Here is an 18,860-nt window from a genome sequence, read left to right as displayed (position 1 = left end):
CCCGGCTCCCGCAGCGTACGCGAAGGGGCCGGCCGTCACCGCGGTTCACGATCCGGAAATCGGGTTGTCGAACACGCGCCGGGTGCGCAAGCTGGTCCGATGACGCTCGGCCTCCCTCCCGATGTAGTGCGCACAATCCGGACGATCTTCGGGGAGCAGGGCGACCGCTGGCTCGCCGAGCTACCCGATGTGGTGGCCGGGCGGTGCCGGGAATGGGAGCTGGAACTCATCGGGCGGCCGTTCGCCGGCGGCACCCATTCCTTCGTCGCACCGGTACGGCGCGGCGACGGATCGGTCGCGGTATTGAAGATCGCGGTACCCGATGAGGAGAACGCCGGCGAAGCCACCGGTATGCACTGCTACCGGGGTGAAGGCGCGGTTCACCTCTACGATTTCGACCCCGGCAGCGGCGCTCTGCTGCTGGAATGGGCGCGCCCCGGAACCCCGCTGATCGCACAGCCGCGAATTCCGTTGGAGGGCAGGGCGGAGAACGCGGGGAAGATCCGGATCGCCTGCGATCTGTACCGCCGGCTGCGCCGTCCACCCGCGCAGATACCGGCCGGATTTCCGGCGCTGCCGCTGGTGGCCGATATCGTTTCCGATTGGGAACAGCACTTGTTCACTCCGGCACTGGCCGCCCACCTGCCGCCGGCGGTATCCGGCCGGGCCCGGGACATGTGTACGTGGCTGGCCGTCCCGGACGGACCGCTGCTGATCGTCAACCGCGATACCCATCTGGGCAATATCGTGGCCGCCGAACGGGAACCCTGGCTGCTCATCGACCCGAAGGCGTTTCTGGGCGAGGCAGCCTTCGATGCCGGGTTCCTCATCATGAAACAGGTCGAGACCCAACCGGATCCGGCACTGGCGCGCCGGGTGATCGCGACGACCGCCGACGGACTCGAGGTGGACCCCGAACGTGCCCGCGCCTGGGCCTTCCTACGGACGGTCGAAGAGATCGCCTGGTCGATCGAGGACGGCCGGCTCACCGACGCGGCCCGGTATCGCGATGTGGTCACGGCACTCTCGTAACAGGTCGGCAGATACCCAGCGGGCCGGAAACCGGCGATGCCATTATGGTGGATGCGCTGATCGAATCGGCGAAAAGTTAGTACAGGCCGATCCTGATCGATGGGAGCGTCGCTTATGCGCTGGGACAGCGAGCCCGCATGCGGACCGGAGTCGTTCTCGGGCTTGGCGGACGGATTCGTCCCGATGTCGCATGAATTCACCGAGGAACCGGATTGGCAGGCCGACCTCACCACACAGCGGTCGGGCACCTACACCCTGCTGCGCTGGGATCAGCGCGGCGGGCGCCGCTGCAACCGGGGCGCCAGACATATCGTGACCAACCCGGGCGACGACTTCTATTGGGTGGTGCTTCCCGACCACGGCTCGTTCGGGCTGCGCTTCCGCGACGATGTCTCGCGGACCACGGCCGGCACGGCGGCGGTCGCCGGGATGGAGCTCCCGTGCCTCGTCGACGTCCCCACATCGGCTTGTTACGCATTACAGGTGCCCCGCACCGAATTCGACCATCGCGTGCGCCCGCGCGCGCATATGAACGTCATCCTCGATATGACCCGTGGGCTGGGCCGCATAGCCGGCGCCATGATCCGCGGCACGCACGCCGAGGAATCCCGCCTGTCCGATCGCGAGTTCAACGCGGTCTGCGACCGGATCACCGAACTGCTGTGCATGATGGTGGCCGGAGAAACCGAACCGCAGCGCGCGCACCGAGCCGAGGTGGCCGAGAGCATCCGGCGATACCTGCGTACGAATATCGGCCGCGGCGATGTGCGCCTGCCGGCCGTCGCGAATGCTCTCGGCTGGTCGGAACGTCAAGTGCGGGTGGTGTTACAAGAGTCGGGCACCACCTTCCGCGATGTCCGCCGGGAGGAGGCGCTGCGGGCGGCCCGGGAAATGCTGGAAGACCCGCGCACCACGATGTCCATCGCGGATCTCGCGACCCGTTGTGGGTTCACGCCCGCCTGGTTCTCCGCCGCGTTCAAAGAACGTTTCGGGCAGACGCCCCGGGAGTTCCGGCAGCACCGCCGTGGCGAGATCGCCTTGCAGCGGGCGTGACCCACCTCGTCGCACGGGGTTACGACGCGGGCCCGAGCCGGACCGGAAGCGTGACCGGGCCGACCGTGGGGATCTGCACCGTGTACTCGATATCCTTAGCGTCCACCGCGAGGGTCAGGTCGGGGTACCGGGTGAACAGGGTGGACAGAGCGATCCGGCTCTCCAGGCGCGCCAGCGGGGCACCGAGGCAGAAATGCGGGCCGCGGCCGAACGCGAGCTGATCCTTGTGCTCGTGATCGATATCGAACTTATCGGCATCGGGGTACTTCAGCGGGTCGCGGCCGACGCCGCCGTGCCAGATGATCATGCTGCCGGCCGGGATCGGCACATCGGCGACGGTCACATCGGTCTGCGGATAGCGCATGATCGCGCCGACCACCGAGGACCGGTAGCGCAGCGCCTCCTCCACCACATCGGCCCAGCGGTTCTCGGCCTGCGCGCGAGCGAGCTGCTCGGGGAACTCCCGCAGGGCGACCACCGCGTTACCGAGCAGATGCACCGTGGTCTCGTGCCCGGCGACGATCACCAGCCACAGCATGTTGATGAGTTCTTCTTCGGAGAGATCGTTGTCCTCGTTCGCCGCCAGCAGCGCCGAGGTGAGGTCGTCACCGGGTTCGGCACGCTTACGCTGCAGCAGTTCGGCGAAGTACACGCTCATCGCCCCCATGGCCGCTGCCGTTTCTTCACCGGTCGCGGTGGCCGAGACGATCGTCAGGGTCCAGTTCTTGAGCTGGGCCTGCTCGTCGATCGGCACCCCGAACAGCTCGCAGATCACCCGGACCGGCAGCGGTGTGGTGTAGTTCGAGATCAGGTCGACCTCGTCGCCCGCGGGGAAGCTGTCGATGAGCTCATCGGCGATCTTCTGCACCCGCGGTTCCATGGCCGCCACCCGGGCCGGGGTGAACGCCTTGTTGATGGTCTGGCGCAGGCGGCGATGCGCGGCGCCGTCCTGGTTGAGCATATGTTCGGCATCGACCAGCGGCCGCATCACCCAGTCGGCGGGAACGGTGCCGTTGTGCAGGGCCGGACACCGCGAATGGTGCTTGGGGAAGACCTTCTCGTCGAGAATCTCACTGACGGCACGATGGCTGACCGCGATCCACGCGGGAATACCGCCGGGCAGTTCGACCGGGACGATCTCACCGGCCTTCATGATGCGCTCGTGGGTCGTCAGCATGGGCTCACCGGGAGTCGGGAGCTGGATAAGCGAATCGGACATATTGCCTCCCTGGGGCTATCGGGCTGTCCGGGCCAGTTTCCGATGCCGGCCGATACCGCACAAACGGTGCCGTACTTCCTGCCGCCTACCGATATTCCCGCGCACCCAACCGTAAATTCGGCATCGCGCGGCCGGCGTCACGGTAAGCGTGCCTCGATGAACGAATACTGTTCCCGCGTGGGAACGATCCGATCGAGGGTGAACCCGGCGGAGGCGAGCAGTTCTTCGAACTCGTTGGCGCTGCGTTCCTTTCCGGTGGTGAGGGCGAGCATGGTCAGGTCGATCAGCTTGGTGGTGTGTGGTTCGTCGCCGGCCGGAACCACGCCCTCGATCAGAACCAGCCGTGCGCCCGGCGCCGCGGCGCTCTTGATGGATTCCAGGATGCGGACGCAGGAAGCGTCGTCCCAGTCGTGCAGGACCGCGGACATCACATAGACATCGGCGGGCGGCACGGACTCGAAGAAGTCCCCGGAGACGGTTTCGATGCGATCGGCCATCCCGAGTTCCGCGATCTTCTTCTGCGCCACCTCGACCACCTCGGGCAGATCGAAGAGGATTCCGCGCCGGGCAGGTTCGGAATTCAGCAGACGGGCCAGAATGGTGCCGTCGGCTCCCCCGATATCGGCCACGGTATCGCCCGCGGGAAGCCGGTAGTCCTCGAACATCCGATCGCGCAGCCCGCCGGTGAATCCGGCCATCCCACGGTTCTGCAAGTCCGCCATACCGGGGGTTTCGACCACCCAGTCGAAGAACGGCTGCCCCAGGTACCGTTCGGCGGCCGGCTCGCCGGTGCGTGCGGTGTGCAGCAGCTCGCTGAACGGAAGGTAATGCGTCTCCATCCAGTACAGGGCGATATCCCGGAGCGAACCCGGGCGCCGGGACGACAGCGTGGCGCCGATGGCCGTGGTCTCCACCATGTCCCCGTCCAGTCCACGGAAGACACCGAGGGGAGCCAGACTCCGGACGAGCCGGCGCAACAATTCGGGCCGCGCACCACAATTCGCCGCGAGATCGCCGATACTCCGGGGACCGTCGTCGAGTTGGGTGGCGATATCGAGCTTCGCCACCACGTACACGGCCTGCGAGATCTGGAAACCGCCGAGCAGCTGCATCATCGCCGGGACAGATGATTCCGGCGGCATCTCGGGGCCCGCTGTTTCGTTCACCGGTGCGTTCTCCATGGATTTCCTTTCAGCGGGACCGCGTGGAGCCCACTCGACCTCCTGCGCCGCGCCGAAATCGATTCACCGAACGGCACAGGACCCAGCGGGGATCATCGGCCGAAATCGTTCCGGGTCCGGGCGACCCCCAGGTACGACAACGACCCTAGCGCGCCGAAACCGGTTCTGGCTCATACCGTTCGGCTATCCGTCGGGTGATGCACCTCGCGCGAAGTTTCACCCCTCTCCCGTTCGACGCGGAGTCGGTCACCGGTCTTGTGCTGCGCGAAGGCGCCCAGCTGTTCGGCACCGATCAGCTCACCGTGCGCCGCCATCGGCACCGGCGCCGACGGTCCTCGACGGCTGGGTCCGAACCGATGGCCGACGACAACGAGGGGCAGCGCGGCCCGAGGCCGGTCAGCCCGCCGCGGTCGTGATCGCGGCTGTCACCTCATCGGGATGAGAGACCAGCGAGGCGTGCGACGAGTTGAGCTCGGTGGTCTGCGCGCCCATCCGGCCCGCCATGAACCGCTGCGACGACGCCGGTATGACCCGGTCCTGACCCGACACCAGATACCAGCTCGGCACCCCCGCCCACGACGGCGGGCCGGACGGTTCCAGGTTGGCCGAGACAGCGATCGAACGCTGGTGCGCGAGCATATCGGCGGCGGTGGCGTCGTCGACATCCTGGGCGAACACATCGTGGAACCGATCCGGAGCGACGTACCCGTCGAGGTTGCGGCCCATCGGCCCCTGCGGATCGTCCACGAGTTCCACCTGCAGTGTCGGCGGCAGCAGCTCACTACCCGGGAAGCGGATCGGATCCAGCGCCAGCTGCGCCACCTCACCTTGCGTCGGCGCGAACGCCGCGACATACACCATCGACACGACATCGGGGTCGTGCACATTACTGATCACGAAGCCCCCGTACGAATGGCCCACCAGCACGATCGGGCCCTCCACGGTGTCGAGAACCGACTGGATGGCCGCGGCATCGTGCGCGGGCCCACGCAGCGGGTTGGCCGGTGTCACCACCCGGTACCCCTGCCCGCGCAGCCGCTCGGCGACACCGTCCCAGCCGGTGGGGTCGGCGAAGGCACCGTGCACCAGCACCACGGTCGGCAGCGGGGCGGCGGCCGCGGGAATCGCACCGCCCAACGCCGCGGTCAACGCAATGATCAGAGTGAACAACGCAACGCGCAGAGTGCGGAATGTGGTCATGGTTTCCCTGTCCGGTCTCGATCGGTTCTCACGAAGTCGAGCAGGTCGGCGCGGAGATCTGCGCCGCACAGGTGATACGGCCACTGATTCTAGCCCCGCGATCGCGGGAAGGAGTCGATTCGTCTCTCATCCGCCCGCCTACCGGCGGCTGGAACAAACCTCCCGGAGCCGTCGGCGATCACCGGGCTCGCCTCGGCCGGGAACCCTCGTCACGCAGTCGCGGACCGGCGCTCAGTCGACCTCGGAAACCTCACGACCCCCCTCGACCAGATACCGGCCGGCCTGGAACCCCGCGGGTCGCAGCACCTGATAAATCGCCCCCGAACCGGTCACCGCACTGTCGACCAGCGTGAATCCCGACGCCGACGAGTCCGCGTCGAACAGCCGTTTCCCCGGACCGACCACCACCGGAAACACCATCAGCCGGTACTCGTCGATCAACCCCACCGCGTGCAGCGTGCGCACCAACTGCCAGCTCCCGTGCACCTGCAGTTCGCCACCCGGCCGTTCTTTCAGCGCCCGCACCCGCTCGACGACATCCCCGCCGATCACGGTCGCGTTCCGCCACTCGGCCTCGGCAAGCGTGGCCGAGACAATATGTTTCGGCAACCCGTTCAACTTCGTCGCCACGATATCGCCGGGGTCGGTGACCTGCGACCAGTACCCGTACATCATGTCGTAGGTATTGCGCCCGAGCAGGAACTCCTCGACCTGTTCGAACCACCCGCCGACGATCCGCCCGAAATCCTCGTCATCGGTGAACGGCACCTGCCACCCACCCCGCTCGAACCCCCCGCTGACGTCCTCGTCGGGGGCACCGGGCCCCTGCATCACCCCGTCCAGGGTCAGGAATTCGTGCGCCGTGAGCTTCATCGGTCTGTCCTTTCGCAGCGATCCGTCGCTGGTTATGACCTCTCCGCGCCCCGAAAATCATCTGTGGACGCCACCCACCCCAACCGTGGGCGCCCTCGGCACGAAACCGCCACTCACCGGTGCGCGTGCGCCCCTGTCACATGTTCGAGAATGATCGCCCGGGCACTGGCCCACGCCGTCGAATCGATATCGCCGAAATCCGCGTGACCGACCCCCTCGAGCAACCCCAGCCGCGCGGGATCACCCGCGGCCTGCGCCGCCCGCACATAGTTCCGCGACTGCACCGGATCCACCACCGTATCCGCCGACCCGTGCACCGCGACCACCGGAATCCCCACCGGCAGATGCCTGATCGGCGATCCGACGGCATACCGCGCGGGCTGCTCCGCCGGCGCCCCGTCGAGCAACCCCTCGACGAATTCGTCATGCCCCTTGCGCACCGCCAGAGCAAGATCGAATACACCGGCCATGATGGTCGCACTCCGCGGCCGGATCCGCGGCCGCGCCCCGGGAGCTCCCGCCCCGAGTGTGTGCCGCCCCGCGATCCACGCCGCCAAATGCCCACCGGCCGAATGCCCGGCAAGATGCACCCGCCCCAGATCGAGCCGCCCACCCGCCGCCTGCTGAACGACGGTAGCCAGGGACTCGGTGGCATCATCGGCATCGGCCAGGGTCGCCGGCCACCCACCTTCCCCGGTCACCCGCCGATACTCGATATTCCACACCGCGACCCCGGATTCGGCCAGCGACGCCGCCAGCGGTTCGAAGTAACCGAGATCGTGATCCTCCAGCCACCCACCCCCGTGCACCATCACCACCACCGGATACGGCCCCTCCCCCTCCGGCAGATGCAGAATCCCGTAGTTGTCCACATGGTCCCCGTAGACGACCTTCATCGTGTCCGCACGCCCCTGGAGAACGGGCCCTTCGGCAACCTCTCCACCGCACGAAACCCCGCCCACAGCCACCATAGTGACCGCTACGATCCGCGTCACCACCACCCGCAAACAACGCATCAGACCCCGCCTCACCTTGTCGCGAAAGCCCATCACCCGTTTACCCGCGAGTCACCCTGAGCACGACGACCCGGAGCATGTGTATGCCACGCGGAACCGCATTCGGTCACCATCGGGCAGCGATCCAGTCGAGTGCGCGTTCCGCGCCAGGACGGTACCGGTCCGGGACAGTCGGCAGTCGGCGCGCGATAGCACCTGGGTCGACCAAACCGGCCTCTACCAGCGCAGAAACAAAATTCTGATCCTTTTCTCGCAGCGCGCACAACTTCGCTACACAAAGATCTTCCTTGTCGAGGCACCATCCGGTGAACTGCGGCGCACCCGAAGGTGCGGCCGTATTGGCGTTTTGCACCTTGACCAATCGGCCGCGCCAGCCGGCCGGAAGCGCGGAAGTCTCCATATCCACGCCATCGATACTGAACCCATGGAGGTCTTCGAACGGCGAGAACTCTCCGGCCACGCCCTCGATGAGGTCCGCAAGCCGTGCCGTTTCTTCGTTGTCGACTGCAATCGGCAAGATATCTATTTCCAGCGACATGGTTGCATCGGCGGGTAGCTCGTCCTCCCGGAAGGTCCCGAGGATCGATTGCGAGCCCACCACGATCACCTCGGTTCGACCTATGATCTGGCACGCCGTCCGGATCGCATGCTCGAGTTGATGGCGGCGCATCAACTCGCCAGACGGAGCACGGTGGACCGTTCCTCCGGCGGCAACAGCCCGCCCAGCGGTGAAACCTCCCGCATTTCGATGGATTCGCGGTCCAAACCGGTGAGGGCCCTGTGAAGCGCGAGAACATCACCGTGTTCGATCATCGACTCCCAGCGGTCGAGGTTACGCAGATGGGGCTGACCGGATACTCCGGCACGGAGCCTCTGCAGGTTGCGTTCGATACGCGGCCGCCAACCCTCGAGGTCCGATTCGGTCAGATGCGCCGAGAGCCTCCGATGCAACATCCACGAGCGGCGCTCGGAGCGGGTGAGGTCCGGGGGAACAGCGCGCCGAATCACCTCGAGCCGGTAACCCATGCACGACAACAGCCGGTCCAACTGCTCATCGCTCAGATTCACCTTGCCCGACAGGCACTGACTGATGCTGGATTGCCGGACGCCACTCACCCGCGCCAATTCCGACTGGGTTGTCCCCGTCTCGAGCATTACCTCGCGTAGTACTTCACTCCGGCCGACCATGCAGGAACTATAGCGCACCATGCTATAGCCGTCGAGCGACGGGAGAACAGGCTCCCACCGCCTCGGCTCCAGGTACCGGCGCGGCTCGGCGCGGCATGAGATCGGCAATCGGCGCGCCGGCTTTCGAATTCACGATGCGTTCGACTGGACAATTGATCGACCACTGATACCCGCCACCCGAGGTCCGTACCAGCGTTGCTGGTCTTGGATGCGATGCTCGAGATAAGCCTGCGGTAGGCATTAGCGCATGGGAAGTGCCCCAGCGAATCTGGCGCGGATTCCTACGCAATGGCGGGACGGCCCGATCCCCAGGGAAAGAGGGATCGGGCCGCCGAGTGGACCACCGAGGCGATTCGCGATTCCGGTATATGGCTCAGACGATGAGGTCGGGGCTCAGGTAGCGGTTTTCGCTGCCGTCGTCCCAGCGGACTCGCATCTCCGCTTTGTAATCGTGGCCCGGACTCGGATCGGCCAGGCCGCCGGGCTGGTAGTAGTGCGGGCCGTCGGTGGCGATCGGGAAATCGGTGGTGAATACGACCACACCGCCCGGTTCTTGCGTGTAGTCCCACAGCATCAAATGCACTGTGCCGGAGCCATAGGTGTAATCGGTGAATCCGCTGTAATTGACGACACCATCATCCAGGGTGACGCACGCGTAAGAGGCGTGCACGAATTCACCGCATCCACCGTCATTCGATGCCGATGCGGTCCCCGCCGTACCCACCGCCGACGCCCCGACGACCGCGAGCCCGCTGAGCAGAGCCGCGGCGCGAGCGAACTTGGACTTCCTCATCTGTTCCTCCCGAAACACTTCAGTACGAACAGCCTGGAACAGAGCTCTGTGTCGCTACTGGCTCTGCGTCCGGGCTGCCCGGTGTGCGTTGCACTGTGCTTCGAGGTTCGCAATCCTCCCTTACCGCAACCCTTTCCAAGGGCTTACCAACGTAACCGGGAGACGGGAGCACCATACGTTCTGGCCGATGCCCGGTCGCAGTCGTCGACGGTGCCCAGGCCTGGATCTACCCTGCGTCACCTGCCGCGAGACCCATTCCGGCGGCGAGGTCGGTGAGGACCGCGTCGAACAGAACGTCCGGGTCGCTCACCGGCATCGGGTAATTGCCGAAAACCTCCAGCGTCACGTGACCGTAGAGCCGGACCCATACCGTCATCATCAGATACGCCACCCCGAGATCGAACTTCTCGGCCGGGAACTTCTGGTCCGACCCCGCCAGCAGCGCGAGGAGCTCACCCTGGAACGCGAGCAGGTCCTTGCGCAGCGCTTCGGGGATCGATTCGACCGGTGGAGTCGCCAGGTCGTAGGCCGCGAGCAGCTTCCCTGCGGCTTCCAGGAAGACCAGGCCGAAGGATTCGTCGAACCGGCGCACCGTATCCGGGCCGCCGGCGGCCGGGGAGGCGAAGACGAGGGTGAATTCGTTGCGGTGAGCCAGGGCCCAGCGCCGGAAGGAACGGCAGACCGCGAACAGCCGGACCACTCCGTCGTCGGGTAGCTCGGCTACCTGGGCGCCGAGGTCGTCGGCCAGCCGGATGCAGATATCGCGGCGCAGCGCGGCCAGCAACTCCTCGCGGGACGCGTAGTAGCGGTAGAGGGCGGGGGCGGTGATGCCGAGTTCACGCGCGATCGCGCGCAGGGTCAGCGCCTCGGCTCCCTGCTCGACCAGGAGCCCCGCGGCCGCGTGCCGGATATCGGCGTCGCTGACCGCGGGCATCCGGCCCCGCCGCGCGGGTGGTGTCATTCGTATTCGACCTGCCAGCTCTTGATTCCGTTCAACCACCCCGACCGTAGCCGAACCGGTTCGGAAACCTCACGCAGGTTGGGCATCACGTCGGCGATCGCGTTGAAGATCAGGTCCAGTTGCAGGCGGGCCAGATTCGCGCCGACGCAGTAGTGGGTGCCCGTGCCGCCGAAGCCGACGTGCGGGTTCGGGTTGCGGGTGACGTCGAAGGCGAACGGGTCCTTGAAATGATCCTCGTCGAAGTTGGCGGAGGAGTAGAACAGGCCCACCCGCTGGCCCTTCTTGATGGCCTGGCCGCCGATTTCGGTGTCCTGCAGGGTGGTTCGCTGGAAGGCGATGACGGGGGTGGCCCAGCGGACGATCTCGTCGGGGGCGGTGCGCGGGCGTTCGGCCCGGTACAGCTCCCACTGGTCCGGGTTGTCGATGAAGGCCTTCATGCCGTGGGTGGTGGCGTTACGGGTGGTTTCGTTACCGGCCACTGCGAGCAGGATGACGAACCAGGCGAATTCCTCCGAACTCAGTGCCTCACCGTCGACATCGGCGCTGAGCAGCTGGGTGATGATGTCGTCGGCGGGGCAGCCGCGGCGTTCCTCGGCGAGGTTCCAGGCGTAGCCCATGACCTGCGCGTTGGCCATGCGGTAGCTGTCGGCGTACTGGGGGTCGTCGTAGCCCATCATCTGGTTCGACCACTCGAAGAGTTTGCCGCGGTCTTCCTGCGGCACGCCGAGCAGTTCGGCGATGGCCTGCAGGGGGAGTTCGCAGGCGACCTGTTCGACGAAATCGCCGCCGCCGGCTTTCTTGGCTTCGTGCACGATACGTTCGGCGCGCTCGTGCAGGGCGTCGCGCAAGCTCTGGACCGCGCGCGGGGTGAAGCCGCGGGAGATGATGCGACGGAGTTTGTCGTGTTCCGGCGGATCGGTGTTGACCAGCATGGCGCGCTGGATATCGATCTCGTCGCGAGTGATCTCGCCGTTGAAGCGGATCACGGCGGTGTTGGCGTTGGTGGAGTAGACCTCGGAGTTCTTGGAGATCTCCTTGATGTGGTCGAGTTTGCTGACCACCCAGTAGCCGCCGTCGTCGAACCCGCTGACACCGTCGGGCTGGTCGACCCACCAGACGGGTGCGGTGCGGCGCAGTTCGGCCCATTCCTCGATCGGCAGCCGGGTGGCGAGCAGGTCGGGGTCGGTGAAATCGAAGTCGTGGGACAGGGACGGTGCGGTCACAAATGCCTCCTTCGGAAACGCTGTTCCTGGAGTGAACCACACCACAGTTCATTTGTGAACACCTTTTAGTAAATTGCGTTCACTTATTTGGCCAACCAGCAGCCCGGCCCAGGAAGCTACTCGTGGGCAATCACCCCTGCCGGGAGCGGCGGCCTACATGGCCGGCGCCTGCCGCCACCACCACGGCGACGCGAGGGTCCGGTTTATCCCTCCCGGGAGGAACCAGCGGCCGCGTATCGGCGAGGCGCCTACTACTCTGCCGAAGGCACGATCACCTTCGCCGGCCGACGACGAGGCAGGTCGGCCGAGCGCAGATATCAGGAGTTCAGGGTGACCGAAAAGCTGACAGTCGATCTGCACCCGATTTTCCGGAGTGATCGCGATATCGACAATGCGGTGCGCAACGCCGTGTTCCGTGCGGCCGCCCAGAAGGTCGGCTTGCTGGAGATCATTCCGGGCAAGGGTTCCGGAACCCTGAAACGTCGTGTGCTGGCGAAACTTTCCCAGGCGAGCCTGAAGAAGTTCTATCGGCGCGTCGAGGCGGATCCGGGCAACGAGGGCCGGATTCTCGTTCATTTCTGACCGGCTCTCGACGCCTTCGAGTTTCCTTTCACGGCGACGCGACAAGGAACCCCTCGAGGGACACGAGGCCTGCTGTGCCGGACCACGCGCCGGCGCTATACGCCTCGCGGACCTTCCGAACGCAGGTCATCGACCTTACGCATCGCGGCCCGCAACTCCTCCAGCCACGACTCGGTATGTTCGCCGACCAGCTTCACCGCCCAGGCCAGCGCATCGGCCCGGGAGCGCGCGACACCCGCGTCGACGAGGGTGTCGAGCACCTTGCGTTCCGGTTGCCGCAGCCGCGTCATCACCGGTACCGCCAAGTGCGTGAACAGGATTCGCCGGCCTTCGATCGAGACACCCCACGCCACACTGCGGCCGTACCGGTGCTGCGCCTCGTCCGCGATCTGCATCCGGGCCGACCGAGTGGACTCCCGGAACCGGGAGACAGCACCTTCCTTCGTCGCTTCCGGAACCGTGGATGCCTCCCCTTCCGCGGATCCCTTCTCGCCGGATGCGACATCCGGCCGCGGGAGCGGTAGCTCGCCGATCACCACGATCTCGTCGCGGTCGATCTCGATGGCGGGCGGGCCGGTGAACCAGTCACTCGGCAAACGACCCGCGAACCACTCCGGCACATCTGTCGCCTCGGGCAGATCGGCCTGCTGCCAGCCACCCGGCCGGCCGAAGCCGCGGCCCCGATGTCCGTGCCTCATAGGATCACCTTCTCGCTTACTAGCGGATTACTTGATTACAAGATTACGCCGCAATCAACGCCAGCGGTTCCGCCCACAGCGAAAGATGGGTCTGTCGCTTCCCGTGACAGCAGCGGTAGCCTGTCGGTACTGAAACAGTCGTCTCAGTGGATTGCGCGGAGAAGGGGGGCTTCATGTCTCCACCGGACCAGCACCGGGTCGTCGTTCGCCGGGCCGAGAACCCTGGTGATATGGGCTGGATCGTGATGGCCCATGGTGAGATCTACGCCGAACAGTTCGGCTGGAACACCGATTTCGAGGCATTGGTCGCCCAGATCGTGGCCGGATACGCGACCTGCCACGACCCCACCCGGGAAGCAGCCTGGATCGCCGAGGTCGACGGGCGGCGGGCCGGGTGCATCTTCTGCGTCGCCGACGAGGCACCCGGGGTGGCGAAATTGCGAATCCTGCTGGTCACCCCCGCCGGGCGCGGCCTGGGCGTGGGCACGCGCCTCGTCGGCGAGTGCGTAGCTTTCGCCCGGGACACCGGATACGAGCGGATCACGCTCTGGACCAACGATGTCCTGACGTCCGCGCGCAGGATCTACCAGGCAGCCGGATTCACTCTCGCCGGCGAGGAACCGCACCACAGCTTCGGCCGGGACCTGATGGGACAGACCTGGACCCTCGATCTCGGCCAGGGGGCGCGGATACGAGCGGGTAGCGCCGGCTCGGATCAGATCCGGAGCGGACCACCGTAGGCGACAACGACATTCATCAGCCGGACGCGGTTTCGGCCGGGACGACCGCCGTACCGCCCCGGCGCGTACGTGAATACTCGCGCACGGGCCGCAGGAACGCCCGGACTCGTCCGGGCACACCAGGATGTAGCGGCGGGTAGACCAGGCTCAGCGCGGCGGCGAGGGTGAAGTAGCTGCGCAGTACCCGGAAGCACAGGTAGGCCGGGACATATTTCAGCGCGCTCGGCCGTAGCAGCAGGCAGATGAACACGGTCATGATCAGCGGCATCCCCAGCACGGTGGCCAGGACCGGCTCCCAGCGCATACCGGTGAAAATCGCCTGGAAGCCGACCTGGGCGATGAGTGCGAACAGCAGCAGCGGGGCCAGCATCGCCCGGCGGGCGGCGTTGACCAGCTGGAACGGCAGGACGAAGGTTCCCGTCATCGATCGCCGGTCCAGCAGGGTCGACCGGTTGTGGGCGGTGATGTGATAGATACTGCGGAACCAGCGAACCCGCTGTTCGCGGAGATGCGCATAGGACAGCGGGGTCTCGCTGTAGTAGATCGCTTTCGGGTCGGCGAGGGTGTGAAAGCCCGCGGCGGTGAGCCGGATACAGATATCGGTGTCCTCACCGTTCATGCCCTCCACCATTCCGCCGACCTTGCGCAGGGCGCTCTGCCGGTAGATCGCGAACATCCCCGGAACGCCCAGCACCCCCTGGTAACCGTCCAGGGAGACCTGGAAGAAACCGTGCCGCATGAGGACCTCCACCAGCCGGACCTTGTCGATCCAGGTCTTCTCCTCGGCGGGCATCGGCATACCACCCACCGAACCCACCCGCGGGTTCGCGAAATGCCGCATGGCGGTTTGCAAGCATCCGGGACCGATCACCGTATCGGCGTCGATCCGCACCACGAAATCCTCGGTGATCCGCTGAATCCCCAGGTTCAGGGCGATCGCCTTACCGGGTTTGGGACAGTCGAGCAGTTCACCGGTGATAGCGGTGCACTCGCTGATCGCTTGCCGCGCGACCACGGCGGTGTCGTCGGTCGACGCGTTGTCGACGATATAGAGGTGGATCCGGCCCGTATAGGTGCGTGCCGCGCGATCGACCGAGGCGATGGTGGCGGCGATATCGTGCGCTTCGTTGTGGGCGGGCACGAGTACCGCGACCGGTGGCGCGAATTCGGCGCGGCGGGACCGGCGCAGCATGCGCCACCCGAACAGCGCGGTCGTCACCGCGAAGATCTGCTGGACCAGGAAGACTCCGGGGCCGATACCGCCGAGCAGTGCCCACGCCCGCATGGTGACGACCGCGCCGAAGAAAATCTGCATCGCCGCGACGGCACCCAGGCACGCGACCGTCAGACAGGCGAACAAGGTGAAATACGCTGCCGGTGGTGTCTTGGGGTTCAGCGGTGGCGGCCCGCGATCGGGTAACTGCGCCTGCTTCAGAATCGTATGCGGAAATACGCCCAGGGCCATGAGACCCGACGCCGCCTGCAGGCCGAGCACCGGGATCGAGACGAGCTCGAGGTGATCGAGGGCCCAGCCGACGAAATCGGCGAAAACACAGAACACGGCGAATTTCCACAGCAGCGCCACCCCGAGGAACACCCGGCGCCAGACGTTCGAGTAGGCGTAGAAGGCGTACGTCACGAAGAAGATGACGATGAACAGCCGCGTCGGGACGGCGACATCCCCGCGATCGGAGGCGAAGAAGATCAAATCGGCCGGCCGGATCAGATATTCGGCATGGACCAGCCAGGTACGCAGGCACATCGCCAGAACGCTGAGACCGGCGAAGGTGATCAGGAAGCCGTTGGCGGCGGCGGCCGGCCGGTCCACGGCGTACTCGGCGGGTGCGCTGTCGACGGAACGAAAATAGTCGCTGATCGGCGACTGGGCCGGGGTGTGCACGTCGATCATCGGGGCCGGTCCGTGCGTCCGGGTCCGGCCGTTGCGACGCTACCGTCGGCGTTGACGGCGAAACTGCCCTGGGCAGTCACCACCTGGGCGGACTCCGGGCCGAATGCGGGTAGCGGCACAGGTCCGATATCGCCGACCGGTTGGATGACGAGCCCGGCGGCACCGCCGCGGCTGGTGGCACGGTCGACCACGATCCCGTTGTCGAACGACGAGATATCCAGCGCCGGCTGTCCCGGGCCAGCCACCAGCCGCCCGTCCCGGACGCTCACCGGCGGGTTCACCTCGGGACTCTGCCCGACCAGCACGAACGGTTGCCCGGGCGCCGGTTGGGTGTTCCAGCGGAACGTGGGACTGTACTGCGCCGGAACGAATTCGCTCAGCACCGGAACGGTCGCGTCCAGCAGGCTCGAGATATCCGCGCCCGCAGCCTCGGGTACATAGACCGAGAAACCTGGGGCAAGATCGCGGGGCAGGCCCGTGAACCCGGGCGCCGTTTCATCGCCCAGTTCCAGCGCGGATACGCCGGTCAGCTGAATCGGGTAGCTGGTGACGCGGACATCGCAGCCGCCGAGGTCACGATCCCGTTGAACGGTCAACGTCAGCTGATTGTCCAGCAAATGGGCCCCGGCGGGCAGCGGGATGACCACCTCTCCCCCGGACCTGTCGAGCCGCCGGCTGTCGAGCAGTTGCCCGTTCAGTTCGACGTTCAGCACCCAGGTGAGATCATCGGGCGAGGCGGGCAATCGGAACCCCACCCGGACAGCGCGGGGCAGGCGCCCGCCGGGGAGGTCGGCGAGTGAATAACCGGCCCGCCATCGATGGGATTCGGCGACCTGCGTGACCGACATATCCGCGCCGAACGCTTCCAGGCCCACCTGATCTCCGGTAATCGGCGGTGTGGCCAGGGCGCGGGGTGCGCTACCGGCGGAATCCGCCGTGCCCGACACCGGTTCGGTCAGGAAATTCCCGATCAGGCTCCCGTCCGGCTCGATCACCCCGACGACGGGAGTGTCGGTAACGGTACCCAGTGCGATCCCGTTCCCGGCCGGGTCACCGGCGTCCCAGCCGGTGAGCTCGGTCAGCTGCTGGGGCGGACCGACCAGCAGCACGCTGTGCTCATCGGACTCCGGGAGCCGGTCGGCGAAGTCCACCTGATATCCGGCACGGGTCAGCGTCACCCCGAGCTGCGCGGCGGTGGTGCGCCAGGTATCGCTCTGGTCGGCGAGCACGACCGTCAGCCGGCGGTCCCAGGACGCCACCGCGTCACGGATGGTGTGAATCGGCTCGTCGAGAGCGGCTTCGACCACGGTTTCCGGGTCGAGGTGGATCCGCATGCCGGCGGAGCGGTCGTTCACACAGACCTGGTTGTTCAGCATGCCCTCGGTATGCACGCGGACTCGGAGCTGTCCGTCCACGGCCAGGTACTGGGGCACGTCCACCAGCACATCGAGCTCGTTGTCTCCACGGGCGAGTTCACTGCGATAGACCTGCCGGCCGTTCACCTCGACTGCCAGGAACACCGTGCTGTCCTGCGCGACCTGCGTGGATCCGCGCAGGTGGAGCCGGGTCTGCTCACGCCCGGAATCGACCGGCAGGGTGACCGGAAAACTGAGCGAAGGCGATTCGTCGCCGAGCCAGGCACCGTCGGCGTAGCCGAGCCCGGCGAGTGTCCGGTCGAAATGGCGCTCCGCGGGCACGTGGAGACTGGTGTCGTCGTAATCCTGGGTGAACCAGGTCGGCCGGACGATCACGAAAGCGAGCAGGACAACGAGCGCGATCCCGAGAATCCACCAGGCGGAGCGCGGAACGGTACGCCCGCGCTCCCCAGGGAAGTACTCGGGCTCGGATTTCCGCGACCCGTTATCCGGTGCACCACCGGCCGGATCCTTATCGTCTTCGCTCAAACCTCCTGCTCCTCGACCACGTGTTTACGGGTCTCATTCCAGTACGAGTGGCTGGGAATACGGGTCGGGTCGACGCGGTCGCAGTATTTCCGGGCTATCTCGGATTCCGCGGCCAGCAGGGACGAATCCAGCGCTATCGGATTCAACCCGAGCTCCAACAGATGGTCGTTGCGGGCCGCCAGCTCATTTTCGGCGGCTTCTTGCCGGGGATTGGGAACCGCGTGGACTTCGGCGCCGATCGCTGTGGACACCAGCCGCGCCAGATCCGCGACCCGATGGGTTTCGGTGATCTGATTCATCACCCGCACTGTCCTGCCGACCGCGGCACCCGATTCCACCGCCATCCGGATACAGCGGATCGAATCGTTGATATTGATGAATGCCCGTGTCTGACCGCCTGTTCCGTACACGGTCAGCGGGTAGCCGATCGCGGCCTCCACCAGGAACCGGTTGAGCACGGTGCCGTATTCACCGTCGTAGTCGAAACGATTGACCAGGCGCGGATCGCGGGCGGTTTCCTCGGTTTGCGTTCCCCAGACAATTCCCTGATGGAGATCGGTGATCCGCACTCCGTCGTTGCGGGCATAGAACTGGAACATCAATTGATCCAGCGATTTCGTCAGATGGTAGACACTTCCCGGCTTCGTGGGATAAAGGATTTCTCGGGAATACGTCTTGCCGTCACGACCCGGATAACTGACGGTGAGATAGCCTTCGGGCAGATCCACCGGGACACTTTCGTAGCCGTACACACCCATCGTCCCGAGATGGACGATATGAACATCCAGTTCGAGCGCCACCACCGCCGCGAGCAGATTATGGGTCCCGTTGACGTTGTTGTCGACCGTGTAGCGCTTGTGCCACGGCGACTTCATCGAATACGGAGCGGAGCGCTGTTCCGCGAAATGCACGACGGTATCGGGTCGCACGGCCTCGAGCACCGCGGTGAGCCGCTCGTAGTCGTGGGCGATATCCAAGCGAACCAGCTCGATATCCCGCCCGCTCACCGCCCGCCACGCGGCCAGTCGCTCGGCGGGTTCGCGTATGGGTGTCAGTGAGCGAACACCCAGTTCATCGTCTGTCTCGCGGCGAACCAGGCTGTCCACGATCGTGACGTCGTGGCCGGCCGCCGAAAGGTGCAGTGCGCTCGGCCAACCGCAGAATCCGTCCCCACCCAGAACCATCACCCGCATCCGTATCCCCTAACTCGATGAGCTTCAGTTCATTTGCGGTATTCATATGTGTGGAACGTTTCTTCAGTTGTGCGTCCCGGTCGGGCAGCGCGCGG

The 18,860-nt window shown here is 66.0% G+C and carries 19 protein-coding genes; 5 read left to right on the top strand and 14 right to left on the bottom strand.

The genetic code is table 11. From position 1 onward, the window contains the following. Nucleotides 1-99: 99 nt before the first annotated feature. Nucleotides 100-1,032, top strand: a complete 933-nt coding sequence (locus ABZ827_RS09750) for an aminoglycoside phosphotransferase family protein (RefSeq protein WP_357235186.1) — start codon at nucleotides 100-102, stop codon at nucleotides 1,030-1,032. 183 nt (nucleotides 1,033-1,215) lie between these two features. Continuing rightward, nucleotides 1,216-2,085, top strand: a complete 870-nt coding sequence (locus tag ABZ827_RS09745; protein WP_357235183.1) for a helix-turn-helix transcriptional regulator — start codon at nucleotides 1,216-1,218, stop codon at nucleotides 2,083-2,085. Nucleotides 2,086-2,104: 19 nt separating this feature from the next. Here the strand turns inward: ABZ827_RS09745 and ABZ827_RS09740 are convergent, their stop codons facing one another. Together ABZ827_RS09740 and ABZ827_RS09735 are read right to left on the bottom strand one after the other, a co-directional pair. After that, nucleotides 2,105-3,304 carry a cytochrome P450 gene (locus ABZ827_RS09740; RefSeq protein ID WP_357235180.1) on the bottom strand — a complete coding sequence of 400 codons (1,200 nt, stop codon included), beginning with the start codon at nucleotides 3,302-3,304 and terminating at the stop codon, nucleotides 2,105-2,107. Between the two features lie 137 nt (nucleotides 3,305-3,441). Continuing rightward, nucleotides 3,442-4,485: a methyltransferase gene (locus ABZ827_RS09735; RefSeq protein ID WP_357235177.1), complete on the bottom strand. Its 1,044-nt coding sequence runs from the start codon at nucleotides 4,483-4,485 to the stop codon at nucleotides 3,442-3,444. Between the two features lie 197 nt (nucleotides 4,486-4,682). Between ABZ827_RS09735 and ABZ827_RS09730 the strand changes: the two genes are divergently transcribed. Further along, the gene (locus ABZ827_RS09730; RefSeq protein ID WP_357235174.1) at nucleotides 4,683-4,901 is read left to right on the top strand and encodes a hypothetical protein; all 219 of its coding nucleotides are present in this window, start codon (nucleotides 4,683-4,685) and stop codon (nucleotides 4,899-4,901) included. Here the strand turns inward: ABZ827_RS09730 and ABZ827_RS09725 are convergent. The 8 genes from ABZ827_RS09725 to ABZ827_RS09690 form a co-directional block, all read right to left on the bottom strand. Further along, nucleotides 4,882-5,685, bottom strand: a complete 804-nt coding sequence (locus tag ABZ827_RS09725) for an alpha/beta hydrolase (RefSeq protein ID WP_357235171.1) — start codon at nucleotides 5,683-5,685, stop codon at nucleotides 4,882-4,884. The two genes, ABZ827_RS09730 and ABZ827_RS09725, sit on opposite strands and share 20 nt — an antisense overlap. A gap of 231 nt (nucleotides 5,686-5,916) precedes the next feature. Next, nucleotides 5,917-6,558, bottom strand: a complete 642-nt coding sequence (locus ABZ827_RS09720; RefSeq protein WP_357235168.1) for a dihydrofolate reductase family protein — start codon at nucleotides 6,556-6,558, stop codon at nucleotides 5,917-5,919. A 113-nt stretch (nucleotides 6,559-6,671) separates the two neighbouring features. Beyond that, the gene (locus ABZ827_RS09715; protein ID WP_357235165.1) at nucleotides 6,672-7,574 is read right to left on the bottom strand and encodes an alpha/beta fold hydrolase; all 903 of its coding nucleotides are present in this window, start codon (nucleotides 7,572-7,574) and stop codon (nucleotides 6,672-6,674) included. Nucleotides 7,575-7,680: 106 nt separating this feature from the next. Then, on the bottom strand, nucleotides 7,681-8,244 hold the full coding sequence (locus ABZ827_RS09710; RefSeq protein WP_357235162.1) for a DUF6036 family nucleotidyltransferase: 564 nt from the start codon (nucleotides 8,242-8,244) through the stop codon (nucleotides 7,681-7,683). Continuing rightward, entirely contained in the window at nucleotides 8,244-8,762 is a 519-nt protein-coding gene (locus ABZ827_RS09705; RefSeq protein WP_357235159.1) for a helix-turn-helix transcriptional regulator, read from the bottom strand. The genes ABZ827_RS09710 and ABZ827_RS09705 overlap by 1 nt, the downstream gene beginning before the upstream one ends. 373 nt (nucleotides 8,763-9,135) lie before the next feature. Next, a complete protein-coding gene (locus ABZ827_RS09700; protein WP_357235156.1) occupies nucleotides 9,136-9,555 on the bottom strand; it encodes a hypothetical protein in 420 nt (139 codons plus the stop codon). A gap of 226 nt (nucleotides 9,556-9,781) precedes the next feature. Beyond that, on the bottom strand, nucleotides 9,782-10,516 hold the full coding sequence (locus ABZ827_RS09695; protein WP_357235153.1) for a TetR/AcrR family transcriptional regulator: 735 nt from the start codon (nucleotides 10,514-10,516) through the stop codon (nucleotides 9,782-9,784). After that, a complete protein-coding gene (locus ABZ827_RS09690; RefSeq protein WP_357235150.1) occupies nucleotides 10,513-11,739 on the bottom strand; it encodes a cytochrome P450 in 1,227 nt (408 codons plus the stop codon). The genes ABZ827_RS09695 and ABZ827_RS09690 overlap by 4 nt, the downstream gene beginning before the upstream one ends. Nucleotides 11,740-12,069: 330 nt before the next feature. On the opposite strand from ABZ827_RS09690, the gene ABZ827_RS09685 reads away from it, so the two are divergent. After that, on the top strand, nucleotides 12,070-12,321 hold the full coding sequence (locus ABZ827_RS09685; RefSeq protein ID WP_357235147.1) for a Smr/MutS family protein: 252 nt from the start codon (nucleotides 12,070-12,072) through the stop codon (nucleotides 12,319-12,321). A 95-nt stretch (nucleotides 12,322-12,416) separates the two neighbouring features. On the opposite strand, the gene ABZ827_RS09680 is transcribed toward ABZ827_RS09685, so the two are convergent. Beyond that, the gene (locus tag ABZ827_RS09680; protein WP_357235144.1) at nucleotides 12,417-13,019 is read right to left on the bottom strand and encodes a hypothetical protein; all 603 of its coding nucleotides are present in this window, start codon (nucleotides 13,017-13,019) and stop codon (nucleotides 12,417-12,419) included. A 173-nt stretch (nucleotides 13,020-13,192) separates the two neighbouring features. On the opposite strand from ABZ827_RS09680, the gene ABZ827_RS09675 reads away from it, so the two are divergent. Next, entirely contained in the window at nucleotides 13,193-13,759 is a 567-nt protein-coding gene (locus ABZ827_RS09675; RefSeq protein WP_357235141.1) for a GNAT family N-acetyltransferase, read from the top strand. 16 nt (nucleotides 13,760-13,775) lie between these two features. On the opposite strand, the gene ABZ827_RS09670 is transcribed toward ABZ827_RS09675, so the two are convergent. The 3 genes from ABZ827_RS09670 to ABZ827_RS09660 are packed head-to-tail and all read right to left on the bottom strand — an operon-like array spanning nucleotide 13,776 to nucleotide 18,765. After that, entirely contained in the window at nucleotides 13,776-15,668 is a 1,893-nt protein-coding gene (locus tag ABZ827_RS09670; protein ID WP_357235138.1) for a glycosyltransferase, read from the bottom strand. Continuing rightward, entirely contained in the window at nucleotides 15,665-17,572 is a 1,908-nt protein-coding gene (locus ABZ827_RS09665) for a hypothetical protein (RefSeq protein ID WP_357235135.1), read from the bottom strand. The genes ABZ827_RS09670 and ABZ827_RS09665 overlap by 4 nt, the downstream gene beginning before the upstream one ends. Then, nucleotides 17,569-18,765: an NAD-dependent epimerase/dehydratase family protein gene (locus ABZ827_RS09660; RefSeq protein ID WP_357235132.1), complete on the bottom strand. Its 1,197-nt coding sequence runs from the start codon at nucleotides 18,763-18,765 to the stop codon at nucleotides 17,569-17,571. Before ABZ827_RS09660 ends, ABZ827_RS09665 begins: the two co-directional genes overlap by 4 nt. Nucleotides 18,766-18,860: the final 95 nt, after the last annotated feature.

This window comes from Nocardia sp. NPDC019395 (assembly GCF_040632335.1).
GTDB lineage: Bacteria > Actinomycetota > Actinomycetes > Mycobacteriales > Mycobacteriaceae > Nocardia.
This window is presented reverse-complemented; position numbering and strand designations above follow the sequence as displayed.

Bases quoted from the DNA above. Each gene is read 5' to 3' on its own strand.
- ABZ827_RS09750 (WP_357235186.1), top strand. From the start codon at position 100: ATGACGCTCGGCCTCCCTCCCGATGTAGTGCGCACAATCCGGACGATC.
- ABZ827_RS09745 (WP_357235183.1), top strand. From the start codon at position 1,216: ATGTCGCATGAATTCACCGAGGAACCGGATTGGCAGGCCGACCTCACC.
- ABZ827_RS09740 (WP_357235180.1), bottom strand. From the start codon at position 3,304: ATGTCCGATTCGCTTATCCAGCTCCCGACTCCCGGTGAGCCCATGCTG.
- ABZ827_RS09735 (WP_357235177.1), bottom strand. From the start codon at position 4,485: ATGGAGAACGCACCGGTGAACGAAACAGCGGGCCCCGAGATGCCGCCG.
- ABZ827_RS09730 (WP_357235174.1), top strand. From the start codon at position 4,683: ATGCACCTCGCGCGAAGTTTCACCCCTCTCCCGTTCGACGCGGAGTCG.
- ABZ827_RS09725 (WP_357235171.1), bottom strand. From the start codon at position 5,685: ATGACCACATTCCGCACTCTGCGCGTTGCGTTGTTCACTCTGATCATT.
- ABZ827_RS09720 (WP_357235168.1), bottom strand. From the start codon at position 6,558: ATGAAGCTCACGGCGCACGAATTCCTGACCCTGGACGGGGTGATGCAG.
- ABZ827_RS09715 (WP_357235165.1), bottom strand. From the start codon at position 7,574: ATGCGTTGTTTGCGGGTGGTGGTGACGCGGATCGTAGCGGTCACTATG.
- ABZ827_RS09710 (WP_357235162.1), bottom strand. From the start codon at position 8,244: ATGCGCCGCCATCAACTCGAGCATGCGATCCGGACGGCGTGCCAGATC.
- ABZ827_RS09705 (WP_357235159.1), bottom strand. From the start codon at position 8,762: ATGGTCGGCCGGAGTGAAGTACTACGCGAGGTAATGCTCGAGACGGGG.
- ABZ827_RS09700 (WP_357235156.1), bottom strand. From the start codon at position 9,555: ATGAGGAAGTCCAAGTTCGCTCGCGCCGCGGCTCTGCTCAGCGGGCTC.
- ABZ827_RS09695 (WP_357235153.1), bottom strand. From the start codon at position 10,516: ATGACACCACCCGCGCGGCGGGGCCGGATGCCCGCGGTCAGCGACGCC.
- ABZ827_RS09680 (WP_357235144.1), bottom strand. From the start codon at position 13,019: ATGAGGCACGGACATCGGGGCCGCGGCTTCGGCCGGCCGGGTGGCTGG.
- ABZ827_RS09675 (WP_357235141.1), top strand. From the start codon at position 13,193: ATGTCTCCACCGGACCAGCACCGGGTCGTCGTTCGCCGGGCCGAGAAC.
- ABZ827_RS09670 (WP_357235138.1), bottom strand. From the start codon at position 15,668: ATGATCGACGTGCACACCCCGGCCCAGTCGCCGATCAGCGACTATTTT.
- ABZ827_RS09660 (WP_357235132.1), bottom strand. From the start codon at position 18,765: ATGCGGGTGATGGTTCTGGGTGGGGACGGATTCTGCGGTTGGCCGAGC.